This is a genomic window from Streptomyces sp. NBC_00569, assembly GCF_036345255.1.
Classification (GTDB): Bacteria; Actinomycetota; Actinomycetes; order Streptomycetales; family Streptomycetaceae; genus Streptomyces.
The window spans coordinates 6,444,796-6,456,856 of sequence record NZ_CP107783.1; the positions used below are offsets into that span (position 1 = coordinate 6,444,796).

Consider the following 12,061-nt stretch of genomic DNA (forward strand, 5'->3'; position numbering starts at 1 on the left):
CCGCTCCTCAGCTCTTCGACTGAAGGGTGTCGGCGTCGATCTGCCGGTCGAGCTCGCGCAGCCCCTTCTTGAGGTCGTGGACCTTGCCCGCCTCGACCGAGTACGAGAAGTCCTGCAGCGAGGTGACGTACATGCCGCCGTTGGTGGAGGGCGGCATGACCTGGCTGTACTTGTTCTGCGCGATGTCCAGGAAGGTGCGGAACGTCGGATCGGCGTCCAGCTTCGGCGACTTGAGTGCGGCGAACGTGGACGGCACGTTGTGGATCGCGTTGGCGAAACTGACGACCTGGTCGGTGTCGGCGGTCAGGTACTTGACCAGCTCCCAGGCCGCGTTCTGATGCCTGCTGCTGTGCGCGATGCCCGCGACGGTGCCGGTGAGATAGCCGCGCCCGTACGTCTCGGCCTGGTCGTCGGGGACCGGCAGCGGTGCCACGCCCCAGTCGAAGCCGACCTTGGCCTCGTTCATCATCAGGCCGCGCCACTCGCCGTCGAGGTGCATCGCCAGCTTGCCGTTCATGAACGCGTTCTGCGTGGACATCTCGTCACCGAAGGACGTACGGAAGCGCTCCAGGGCGTTGTAGCCGCCCTGCGCCTCGACGAGCTTGTGGGCGGTGTCGAAGAACTTGTACGTGGCCGGGTCCTTCGCGAGCCGCGAGTCACCCTTGGCGTCGAAGTAGGCGGGGCCCCACTGGGCGAAGAGCCGGTCGGGGCTGTTCTGGTACAGGCGGAAGTTCGGCATGAAGCCGACGCGCTTGTAGGAGCCGCCCGCGCGCTTCGTGAGCGCCTTGGCGTCGGCTTCGAACTCGGACATGGTCCGCGGCGGCCGGCTGATGCCCGCCTCCTTGAACGCGTCCTTGTTGTAGTACATCCCGTACGCGTCGGCGAGCAGCGGCAGGGCGCACTGGTTGCCGTCATAACTCGTGTAGTCGAGGAGGGTCTTGGGGAAGACCTTCGCCTTGTCGAGGCCGCTCTTGCTCATGAACGGGTCGAGATCCGCCCACATGCCGGAGTCGCAGTACTGGCCCACGTTGTTGGTGGTGAACGAGGTCACCACGTCGGGGGCCTCGTCGCCGCCGGCCCGCAGGGCCTGGTTGATGGTGGCGTCCGTGACGTTCCCGGTGGCCTTCACCTTGATGTTCGGGTGGAGCTTCTCGAAGCGGGCGATCGAGTTGTTGATCGCCTTCACCTCGCCGGGCGCCGACCAGCCGTGCCAGAACTTCAGGGTCACGGGCTTCGTCGGGTCGTCGTCGGCGCTGCCGACACTCGGATTGGCACAGCCGGACAGCAGCAGTCCGGCCGCGGCGAGCGCTACGGGCGCGCGCAGGGGTACACGCCATCGCGGCATGGCGAACGTCCTTTACCTGTACGGGGGTCGGGGGAAGTGACGAAAGGGGGGAGGGGAGAGTGGGGCGGGCTCAGACGTGGCTGGTGTCGAAGACGATGTCGCGAGCCTGGGTCAGCGCCGAGCGCAGCGCACCGGTGAGGATCGGGTCGTCGTCGAGATCGCTGATACGCAGCTGGGGCCGAGGCAGGGCGAGACCGGTGAGTTCGTCCTCGACGCGGACGCGCAGCGCCTCGCCGCCGGCCTGGGCCACCTGTCCCGACAGGACGACCAGCTCGGGGTCGACGACGGCGACGACGGCGGCGAGCCCGGTGGCCAGGCGGCGGGCCACCTCGTCGAGCACGGCGGGGTCGGCGAGGGCCTCGCCGAGGTCCTTGGTGCCCCCGGCGAGCAGCCGCACGGCGGGCGCGGCGACCAGACTCTGGAAGCCGCCTCCCGCGTCCTCGCCGGCGGTCTCCTTCTCGCCGCCGCGCGCCAGCGGGGCGCCGGGCAGCGGCATGTAGCCGATCTCGCCCGCGCCGCCGGTCGCGCCCCGCAGGAGCACGCCGCCGAGCACGATCGCCGCGCCGACACCTTCGTCGACGTAGGCCAGCACGAAGTCGTCGTGGTCCTGCGCCGCGCCCTCGTACTGCTCGGCGATGGCGGCGAGATTGACGTCGTTCTCGATGGAGACCGGGGTGCCGAGGACCTCGGCCAGCTCGGCGAGCAGGGTGCGCGAGTGCCAGCCCGGCAGGTGCGGGGCGTACCGGAGCTGACCGGTGTGCGGGTCGATGGCGCCGGGGGTGCCGATCACGGTGGCCGTGATGTCGTCGTGGCCGAGCCCGGCCCGTCGCAGGGCGCCGTCGAAAGCCTCGGCGACGAGCTGGGCGGTGCGGTTGCGCACGTCGTCGGCGACGGCGACGGCCTCGATACGGCAGCGGCCGCGCTCGGCGCCGGCGATGTCGGCGACCACGGCGGTGATCCCGGTGGGGTCCGCGGAGACGGCCACGATGTGGGCGGCGCCGGGGTGGATCTCGTACAGCACGGCGTTCGGCCCCGGGCGGCCGGTCTGGCTGCCCGTGGTGCGCACCAGGCCCACCGCTTCCAGCCGGCTGAGCAGCTGCGAGGTGGTGGGCTTGGACAGGCCGGTCAGCTCGCCGATCCGGGTGCGGGTCAGTGGGCCGTGGGCGACGAGGAGGTCGAGGGCCGCGCGGTCGTTCATGGCGCGCAGGACGCTCGGGGTACCGGGGGTTCCCGGGGCCGTACCGGCCATGACCTGTCTCCTCGCAGCACTGTTAGGAAGGTTTCCTATTGATGTGCGAGGAACGTAAGCCGTGGGTGAAGGCCGCGTCAATAGGGTGCGGCCGGGCGGTGGCCAAGTTGTTGTCCCCGCCGTGCCCGCCCCGTGAACCGAAGTGACACGCACCATCGATAGAGGGGTTGTGAGACTGTTCCGCCCCATGGGGGGCCAGGGAGACGACGACTCGGACGCGGCGTTGCTGCGCGCCGTCGCCGGCGGGGACTCCGCCGCGATGGCCGCGCTCTACGACCGGCACGCCGGATGGCTGCACGCGCGGCTCAGCCGGCGGTGCGCGGATCCCGAAGTCGTCCGCGAAGTACTGCAGGACACCTTCGTCACCGTGTGGCGTTCCGCCGCCTCGCACCGCGGCGCGGAGGCGGGCGGCTGGCTCTGGGTGATCGCCGCGCGCAGGCTCGTCGACGCCCGACGGGTCCAGGAGAGGACCGGACAGATCGCCTACGCGCCCACGGCCGACGTCCCCTCCGTCGAGGAGCACGTGCTCGACGGGCTGGAGTACGGCGATGTGGGCACCGCGCTCGGCCGTATCTCGCCCGAGTTGCGCGAAGTGCTGCGCGCCACGGTCGTCGACGGTCTGACCACCCGTGAGGCAGCCCGCCTGCTCGGCATACCGGAAGGCACCGTGAAGACCCGGGCGATGCGGGCGCGGCGTGAACTGCGTATCGCACTGGGCCGGTTGACGCCGATGGGAGGCACCGCATGAGCGGCGAACGGCACGGACCGGCTTGGCACGTCGGCGGAGAACTCGCCGCGCGCTACGCGGACGGGCTCCTGGCCGAGACGGACGACTGGTCCGTCGAGAAACACCTGGAGAGCTGCGGAGCGTGCGCCACGCGGGTGTCCCGGGCGGTACGGGCCGGGGCGGCAGGGGCCGAACTGGCGGAGATCCGCGCGGCCGTACTCGGGGACATCCGTGCGGCGTCGCCGGCCGGCGACGAGGAGGCCGCGTCGCCGGCGGCCCACTCGCTGCCGACAGGGCCCCGACGCCCGCGGCGCGGGCGGCTCCTGTGGGCTGCCGGTCCCGCGCTGCGCGGCCCCTGGGCCCTGGCCCTGCTGCTCGTCGCCGCGGGGGCCGTCGGACTGGGGAAGGCCGGAGGGTACGAGGGCGCCCGGCCCCTGCTGCTCGCCCTGGCCCCCGTACTGCCCGTCGCCGGGATCGCTCTGTCCTACGGGCGTCACGCGGACCCGGCGTACGAGCTCGCCGCCACCTCGCCGTCGGGCGGGCTGCGGCTGCTCCTGACGCGCGCGGCCGCCGTCCTCGCCGTCTGCGTCCCGCTGCTCACCGTGGCGGGGCTGCTGCTGCCCGGCACGATGAGCGCGGGCCACGGCGGGCCCGTCCCGTACGGGACGCGGGTGCCCGGCGCCGCCGCCTGGCTGCTGCCGGGACTCGCCCTGACGCTCGCGTCGCTGGCGCTCACCGCGTTCCTCGGCTGCCGCACCGCGACCCTCCTCGTCGGCGGCGGCTGGCTGCTCGCACTCGCGGTGCCCACGGCCGCGCGCGGCGACAGCCCCGGCCTCCTCATCCAACGGCTCACCGAACAGATCTCCCTCTACTTCGACGGAGCGGCGGCACAAGCGGGTTGGGCGGCCGCGATAGCGCTGTCCGGCGCTGTCCTCGCCGTCTGCCGCTCCGCATACGACCACCTGGAGAAGGCGTGAGCACGATTCACGTGACCGGACTGACCGTCCGGCACCGCAAGTCCCCCGCCCCCGCGCTCGACGGCGTCGACCTCGACTTCGGCCCCGGCGTCCACGGCCTCCTCGGCCCGAACGGCGCGGGCAAGACCTCCCTCATCCGGGTGCTCGCCACCGTCGCCGAACCCACCGGCGGCCGGGTGGAGATGCTCGGCGGCGACCTGCGCAAGCCGCGCGAGCGCAGCGCGGCCCGGCGCCGACTCGGCTATCTGCCGCAGCACTTCGGCTACTACCCCGGCTTCACCGTGCGCGAGTTCGTCGCGTACGTCGCCTGGCTGAAGGAGATGCCCGCCGAGCTCACGCCCGACGCGGTCGAGCGGGCCGTCGCGCGTGTCGGCCTGACGGACCGTATCGACGCGAAGATCAAGAACCTGTCGGGCGGCATGGTGCGCCGCGTCGGTATCGCGCAGGCCATCGTGAACGATCCGGCGGTGCTCCTGCTCGACGAGCCGACCGCCGGCCTCGACCCCGAGCAGCGGGTCGAATTCCGTTCACTGCTGCGCGAGTTGGGGCTGGGAGCCGCCGTCATCGTGTCCACCCATCTCGTGGAGGACGTCGCGGCGGCCTGCACCCGGGTGACGCTGATCGAGGCAGGCCGGATCGCCTACCGCGGCACCCCCGGGTCCCTCGCCGCCCTCGGCACGGACGGCGACGAAGCCGACGGCAACGCCACCGAACGCGGCTACACGGCCGCCCTCCGAGGCCATCGCGCCGCCACGGCCGGAGCGGGCCGATGACCACGGACGTCCAGGCACCCGCCACCGCCCCACCGGCGCCGAAAGCACCCGGCCGTCCCCGACACCCCCTGCGCGCCGAGCTGCTCCGCGGCTTCGCCCCCTGGGCCGGGCTCGCCGCACTCCTCAGCGTCGGCGGCCTCATGGCGTCCAAAGCGGCCCAGTGGCAGGGCAGCTGGCCCGAGACCATGAGCAACCTGCATCTCACGGCCGCCGCCCTGGCCGTCCCCCTCGCCCTCGCGGCGGGCGCGTGGCAGGGCGGGCGGGAGCGCCGGACGCGGATGGGCGAACTGAGGGCGTCGATGCCCCGGGGCCCGCTGGCACAGTTCCTGGTCTGCGCGCTGCCCGTCGCGCTGTGGGTGACGGCCGGCTACGCCCTCGCGGCCGCCGGCTCCCTGCTGGCCTGCCTGCCCTACACCTCCGCCGGACACCCCCTGCCGCTCGTGCTCCTCGGTGACGCGCTGACGGTCGGGGCGTGCGCACTGCTCGGGCATGTGGCGGGCCGGACGGTGCCGTGGCGGCTCGCGGCCCCGGTGCTCGCCCTGGGCGGCTACGTCCTCTTCGGCCTCGCCTCCACCACGGACTCCGCCGTCCGTTTCCTCGGGCCCGCCGGAGGGTTCCCGTTCGGCGGTACCACGGACCCCGTGTGGTGGCAGCCCCTCGTCTTCGCCTTGTGGGGGAGCGCACTCGCCCTGACGGCCGTCCTCGCGCACGCGGCACGCCGTCGCGCCACCGCCCTCGTCCCGCTCGCGGCCGCACTCGCCGCGGCCACCGTCCTCGTGCAGAGCGGTGACGCCATGTGGCAGCGCAACCCCCTCACCCAGCGCCAGGTGTGCGACGACTCCGCTCCGCGCGTCTGCGTCAGCGCCGCCTACCCGGGGATGCTGCCCAAGGTGTCCGACGCCCTTTCGGGACTCAGGGGCCGCCTCGACGGCGTACAGAACCTGCCGGTCCGCTTCGAGGACCTGCCGCGCAGGCCGCACGAGGACGAGGCCGAGCTGCCGATGCTCACGCCGATCGGCTGGAGTGTGGTGCGCGGCGAGCTGACCGACCCGGAGCAGTACGCGTGGGAGGCCGCCCACAAGCTCGTCCGCGACGACTGCCCCGCGCTGAAGACGCAGAACGCACGGATCGCCCGGACCGACGAGGCGGTCCTGCGCTGGCTGGCTCCCAGCCGCCTGTCCGAGCAGATACACGAAAAGGACATCGCCCTGCACCCCGGCGACAAGAAGAGACTCGCCACGCACCGCGCCGACGAAGCGGCCCTGGACCACCTCAGGGCCATGTCCCCCGAGAAGCGCCGCGCCTGGCTGAGCCGCTACTTCGCGACCGCCCGCGACTGTGCCCCCGACCCGAAGGAGGTCCCGTCACTGTGAGTACGCCCCTGGCCCTCTACGCCCGCTCGCGGGGCCTGCCCCTGACGCTCCTCATGTTCCTGTGCGCGGCGCTCTTCACCCTGTGGGCCGGGACCCGGCAGGACGCGTTCCTCGACCCGTACCGCCGCGTCCCCCTCCTCACCCTGGCCCCGCTGCTCACCTCCGCCGCCATCGGCACCGGCCTGCATCAGCACGCGGAAGAACTGGACCGCACGGCGGTACGCCCCTGGTGGCGACGGCGGCTCGTCCATCTGCTGGCGCTCACCGGCCTCGCGGCGGCGGTCCTCGCCCTCGCGGTGCCGGGGGACACACAGATCTACGGGGCCGCGGCGATGATCCGCAACGTCCTCGGGGCCACCGGCATCACGGCCCTCGCGGCGGTCGTCATCGGGGCGCGGCTCAGCTGGCTGCCCGCGATGCTGTACTTCTCGACCGTCTATCTGTCGTTCTCGTCCCCTCGCATGCGGGAGGCGACGGTCCTGTCCTGGCCCATGCAGACGGGGCCGCAGCGCGGTGCCTGGGCCGCGGCGCTCACGCTCTTCGTGCTCGGCGGCGCGCTCTACGCCCGGCGCGGAGCCCGGACCGGACACTGAGCGGGCAACAGCCCGGCCGGTACGTTCTGCGGGGCCCGCAGAACGTACCGGTGAAAACAAGGACCCGGATCGATGGTCAGGCGGAAATGCCTTCGATCCGGGCCAGTGCCTCGTCCGCGCCGAACGGCTGCAAGTACGGCAGCCAGCGCGGATCCCTGTGCCCGGTCCCGATGATGCGCCAGGCGAGCCCGGTCGGAGGGGCCGGCTTGTGCCGCAGGCGCCAGCCGATCTCGACCAGATGACGGTCGGCCTTGACGTGGTTGCATCGGCGGCAGGACGCGACCACGTTCTCCCAGGCGTGCTGGCCGCCGCGGCTCTTGGGAATGACGTGGTCGACGCTGGTTGCGACGCCACCGCAGTACATGCACCGCCCGCCGTCCCGGGCGAACAGCGCCCGCCGGGTCAGAGGAACGGGCCCCCGGTAAGGGACCCGGACGAACCGCTTGAGGCGGACCACACTGGGTGCGGGGACAGTACAGGTTGCGCTGTGCATATAGGCGCCGGACTCCTCGAGGCACATGGCCTTGTTCTCGAGGACCAGAACGAGCGCGCGGCGGAGCGGTACGACGCCGAGTGGCTCGTACGACGCGTTGAGGACCAGGACATGCGGCACGGATGCCTCCTTGTACGCCGGCGGCGCGTGGCTCGCGCCGGGACGATCTGTAGTCAGTTTCCCCTCATGGCCTGCACGAGCGCCACCATGTCCCGGTAACGGGCTGGGAGTGTTTTCGACCACACCCCCTACATCCCCAGGTGAGGACAGCCTCTCCCTCGAACAAGACAACGATCCACACACAATGCCCCGTTAGTGTGGTGGGTCTGCCCGTAACTTCGCCTTTCACGGGCGGCCGCTATGCCTGGAGGTTTCAGCCGTGATCTTGTCCGTCCTGTCGGCGTCCGACCCGTCCTCGGACCCGACCACATTCAAGGACGCCCAGGAGCAGGCCACCAACGCCGCGAGCTGGGTCGAGCAGAACTGGTCCACCTGGCTGGGTATCGGCCTGCGCATCCTGCTCATCGTCGTCATCGCCGCGGTCCTGAGGGTGGCCATCCGGCGTGCCATCACCAAGCTGATCGAGCGCATGAACCGCACGGCGCAGGCCGTCGACGGCACGGCGCTCGGGGGCCTGCTGGTCAATGTGGAGCGCCGCCGGCAGCGCTCGCACGCCATCGGCAGCGTGCTGCGCTCGGTCGCCTCTTTCGTGATCCTCGGCACAGCCGCCCTGATGATCCTCGGCACGTTCCAGATCAACCTCGCCCCGCTGCTCGCCTCGGCGGGCGTCGCGGGTGTGGCGATCGGCTTCGGTGCCCGCAACCTCGTCACGGACTTCCTGTCCGGCGTCTTCATGATCCTCGAGGACCAGTACGGCGTCGGGGACAGCATCGACGCGGGCGTCGCCTCGGGCGAGGTGGTCGAGGTCGGCCTGCGCGTCACCAAGCTGCGGGGCGCCGACGGCGAGATCTGGTACGTCCGCAACGGCGAGGTCAAGCGCATCGGCAACCTCTCGCAGGGCTGGGCCACCGCGAGCGTCGACGTCACCGTCCGCTCGGACGAGGACCTGGTCAAGGTCAAGGAGACCCTGACCGAGGTCGGCGTCGCCATGAGCAAGGACGAGCCCTGGAACGAGATGCTGTGGGGCCCGGTCGAGGTCCTCGGCCTGGACAGCGTGCTCCTCGACTCCATGGTCGTGGGCGTCTCGGCGAAGACCATGCCCGGCAAGTCCCTCACCGTGCAGCGCGAGCTGCGCTGGCGCATCAAGCTGGCCTTCGACGAGGCCGGGATCCGCATCGTGGGCCGAGTGCCCCTGCAGGCCGCCGACGAGGTCACCGCCGACCCGACGGCCGGCGTCTCGGCGCCGTCCGCCTACGCGTCGACCACATCCCCGCAGTCCCTGGCGGCCTCCCCGATCACGCCGCCGAACCTGTCGAAGTAACGGCCTCGGGCGTACGCCGGCCCGGCTCGCGTCACTCCGCGACGGCGTACGCCTCCACCGACCACAGCGAATAGCCGTACCGCGTGGCCCGCTTGTCGCCCTGGACCCGTACGAAGCGGGTGTCGCGGGCGTCCATGCGGACCGACTCACGGCCCCCGTGACCGTCCTTCACCGTCGCGGCCGTGCGCCACGACTTCCCGTCGGCGGACGTCTGGATCCGGTAGCCCTTCGCGTACGCGTCCTGCCAGGTCAGCACGACCTGTCCCAGCCGCACCGGCTTCGCCAGTTCGACCTGCCACCAGGCGCCGTCCTCGGCGGGGGACGACCACCGGGTCTCCGGGTCGCCGTCGCCGGCGGCGGACGCCGGGAAGTCCGCGGTCTCGTCGGCCGAGGACGAGGGCCTGCCCTCGCGGACCAGGTCCGGGCCCGCCGTACGCGGATACGCCCGTACCGACACCGTGCGCGTCGTGCCGGCGAAGCTGACCGGGACGTCGTACGTGCCCGCCGGGGTGCCGTCCGGGACGGTGATCTCGACCGGGGCGCTCACCTGTGTGCCGCGCGGGAGCGTCGCCCGGTCGGGCAGCGACACCTTGATGCCGTGCGGGCCTTCCGCGTGAAGGCGCCCCTGGACGGAGCCCGGCCGCTGCGAGGTCAGGCGTGCCGTGACCCGCCGTGCGCCGCCGCCGATCTCCGCGTCCAGCTCCGTGCGGGCCAGCTCGAACGAGGCGTCGGGGGAGTCCGCGTACCAGGGGACGACGTGGCGCACGGCGCCCTTCTCGGCGCCGGTGACGCGGATCGCGTCCGCGCGCACGTCCTTCGGTCTGCGCTCGGTGAACCCGCTGTCCGAGAGCGTGCCCACGGACTTCCAGCCCTCGCCCGGCTCATGGACCTGCACGGTGCCCCGCGTGCCGGGGTCGGCCAGGACCGTCACCGCCGTGAGCCGCCGCGCCCGCGGAAGCTTCGCCTCCCCGTCGCGCGTCGCGTCGGCGCGGCCGGTCCCCGCCCACGCCGCGTACGCCTTCTGCGCCCGGTCGAGGAACGGGTCCAGCACACCCTTGCCGACGGTGACCTGACGGGACTCCAGGCCGGCGCGCCGGCGCTCCAGAAGTCGCGCCGCCCGCCACGCCGCCGCCCCGTCACCGCGGGCCTGCGCGTCGAGCATGTCGACGGCCGTCTCCCCGGCCTCCCCGTAGCGCGCCAACTGGTCGCTCCAGGGCCGCACCTCGGCGTCCACCGGTGTCGACCTGAGCCGCTCGGGCGTCCGCCGCATCACGGTGAACGCGTCCCGCAGCTTCTTCGCCGCCGCCTCGTACCGCGCGCGGTCGGTGACCAGCGTCGTACGGGAGTCCCAGAAGCCGGAGACGACCGGCTTCAGATACGCGGACTCGTCCTCGCCGAGCACGGACGACGCGTCGTTGCCCGCCAGTGCGCCGAGCGCCTCACGGGTGGGCGCGTCACCGCCCGCCAGGTCGTCGATGGCGGCCTTCCAGGACTCCTGCGGGCGGTAGTCGCGAGGGTTCCACGCGTAGTCCGCCGTCGTGAACAGCGGGATGCGGGAGGCCGCGGGCTGCTCCATCGCGTTGGCGAGCAGCGCCGCCGAACCCGTTGCCACGGCGGGCTCACGGCCCGTGTAGGGCCCGAGGAAGATGCGGTCCTGCGCGTAGTCGTTGACCGGGTAGTTGTCCATCGTGACGAGGTCGTGTCCGGACCCGAACGCGGCCCGCGCGCCCGCCAGTTCGCGCCCGGTGATCGTGCGCGGGACCACGCCGACGCCCGTCCACGCCACCTCGACCGAGTCGTCGAGCCGGCCCGCGAGCGCCTCGCGGTACTCCGTCGACCCGTCCTGGTAGAACTCGGTCGGCATCAGCGACAGCGGCCCCGCGCCCGGGTGCCGCGCGGCGAGGTGCCGCGCCACCGCGTTCGCCACGCGCGCCTGCGCCCGCGCCGCCGCCTTCGGTCCCGAGCCGAACGTCCTCGCGTCCGCCTCGCAGTGCCACTCGCTGTACGACACATCCTGGAACTGCAGCTGGAACGCCCGCACACCGAGCGCCCACATGGCGTCCAGCTTGCGGTTCAGGGCCCTGACGTCGTCGTCCGACGACATGCACATCGCCTGCCCGGGCGCCACGGCCCAGCTCAGCGTCACGTGGTTGGCGCGCGCCCGCTCGGCGAGCGCCCGGAAGTCGGCGCGCTGGGCGGCCGGATACGTCTCGCGCCACCGCGCCTGCCGGTACAGGTCGTCGCCCGGCGCGTACAGATAGCGGTTCTGCTTGGTGCGCCCCATGAAGTCCAGCTGGTCGAGCCGCTGTTCACGGGTCCACGGGGTCCCGTAGAACCCCTCCGTCATGCCGCGCACGGCCGTACCCGGCCAGTCGCGCACGACGACCCCGGCGACCTTGCGCCCGCTCACCAGCTGCCGGAACGTCTGCACGGCGTGGAACAGGCCGTCGTCGCCGACGCCTTCCACGGCGACGGTGTCCCGGCCGTCCGTCCGCCCGACGGCGAGCCGGTACCCGCCGGACGGCAGGTCCTTGCGGGCCGACGCCCCGAGAGCGCCGAGCGCCGCCTCCAGGCCCTGTCCCCGGCCCGGGCGCGCGCCGGCCGCCCCCCAGCCGTCACCGGCCGCGGTCCCGGCGGCCACGGAGCCGATCCGCACCACGAGGGCGGGAGACGCGGGCAGGGAGCTCTCGTCGTCGACCTCGGTGATGTGCCGGGCTCCCGCCCCGCGCAGCACGGTGCGCAGCGCCTCCACCGCGTACGGGTCGGCGCCCCGGCCGGTGACGAGGACGACCTCGTCGGTCACGGTCACGGACTCCGCGCCGGAGGCGGTACGCAGCGACTGCGGCCGGGGCCACACCGCGGGCGTCCCCGTCTCGCTCTCCCGGTCACCCGTGGAGAGCGGGTGACCGGGAGGGGCCGCCACCGCTCCGGAGGCTCCCCCGAGCGCACTGGCGATGACGGCGACAGCGATCGCCGCCGCCCCCTTCCTGTGGCGCCGGAGCTGCACGGCTCACTCCTCGTTGGTCTCGGCTCGGTGATGGGACCGGTCATAGGTGTCCCAGGATGGGGACCGAGCCCACCACTGACCGG

At 72.7% G+C, this 12,061-nt stretch carries 10 protein-coding genes; 6 read left to right on the top strand and 4 right to left on the bottom strand.

Going from position 1 to position 12,061, the window contains the following annotated elements; genetic code table 11:
- Positions 1–7: 7 nt before the first annotated feature.
- Positions 8–1,345 carry an ABC transporter substrate-binding protein gene (locus tag OHO83_RS29020; RefSeq protein ID WP_266670602.1) on the bottom strand — a complete coding sequence of 446 codons (1,338 nt, stop codon included), beginning with the start codon at positions 1,343–1,345 and terminating at the stop codon, positions 8–10.
- A gap of 70 nt (positions 1,346–1,415) precedes the next feature.
- The gene (locus OHO83_RS29025) at positions 1,416–2,594 is read right to left on the bottom strand and encodes an ROK family transcriptional regulator (RefSeq protein WP_329435202.1); all 1,179 of its coding nucleotides are present in this window, start codon (positions 2,592–2,594) and stop codon (positions 1,416–1,418) included.
- Positions 2,595–2,781: 187 nt separating this feature from the next.
- On the opposite strand from OHO83_RS29025, the gene OHO83_RS29030 reads away from it, so the two are divergent.
- From OHO83_RS29030 to OHO83_RS29050, 5 genes are read left to right on the top strand one after another with little or no spacing between them, the layout of a single operon-like run.
- Complete coding sequence (locus tag OHO83_RS29030) at positions 2,782–3,342, top strand: RNA polymerase sigma factor (protein ID WP_266670598.1); 561 nt, start codon at positions 2,782–2,784, stop codon at positions 3,340–3,342.
- Complete coding sequence (locus OHO83_RS29035) at positions 3,339–4,298, top strand: zf-HC2 domain-containing protein (protein WP_330279944.1); 960 nt, start codon at positions 3,339–3,341, stop codon at positions 4,296–4,298. The genes OHO83_RS29030 and OHO83_RS29035 overlap by 4 nt, the downstream gene beginning before the upstream one ends.
- Positions 4,295–5,071, top strand: a complete 777-nt coding sequence (locus OHO83_RS29040; protein ID WP_330279945.1) for an ABC transporter ATP-binding protein — start codon at positions 4,295–4,297, stop codon at positions 5,069–5,071. Before OHO83_RS29035 ends, OHO83_RS29040 begins: the two co-directional genes overlap by 4 nt.
- Positions 5,068–6,444 (top strand): hypothetical protein, encoded by a 1,377-nt coding sequence (locus OHO83_RS29045; RefSeq protein ID WP_330279946.1) that lies wholly within the window; start codon positions 5,068–5,070, stop codon positions 6,442–6,444. The genes OHO83_RS29040 and OHO83_RS29045 overlap by 4 nt, the downstream gene beginning before the upstream one ends.
- Positions 6,441–7,037, top strand: a complete 597-nt coding sequence (locus OHO83_RS29050; RefSeq protein ID WP_330279947.1) for a hypothetical protein — start codon at positions 6,441–6,443, stop codon at positions 7,035–7,037. The genes OHO83_RS29045 and OHO83_RS29050 overlap by 4 nt, the downstream gene beginning before the upstream one ends.
- 76 nt (positions 7,038–7,113) lie before the next feature.
- On the opposite strand, the gene OHO83_RS29055 is transcribed toward OHO83_RS29050, so the two are convergent.
- Positions 7,114–7,650 carry an HNH endonuclease gene (locus OHO83_RS29055; protein WP_100594167.1) on the bottom strand — a complete coding sequence of 179 codons (537 nt, stop codon included), beginning with the start codon at positions 7,648–7,650 and terminating at the stop codon, positions 7,114–7,116.
- 259 nt (positions 7,651–7,909) lie between these two features.
- On the opposite strand from OHO83_RS29055, the gene OHO83_RS29060 reads away from it, so the two are divergent.
- Positions 7,910–8,971 carry a mechanosensitive ion channel family protein gene (locus OHO83_RS29060; protein ID WP_266670588.1) on the top strand — a complete coding sequence of 354 codons (1,062 nt, stop codon included), beginning with the start codon at positions 7,910–7,912 and terminating at the stop codon, positions 8,969–8,971.
- Positions 8,972–9,002: 31 nt separating this feature from the next.
- On the opposite strand, the gene OHO83_RS29065 is transcribed toward OHO83_RS29060, so the two are convergent.
- Positions 9,003–11,978, bottom strand: a complete 2,976-nt coding sequence (locus OHO83_RS29065) for a beta-N-acetylglucosaminidase domain-containing protein (protein WP_330279948.1) — start codon at positions 11,976–11,978, stop codon at positions 9,003–9,005.
- Between the last annotated feature and the right edge of the window lie 83 nt (positions 11,979–12,061).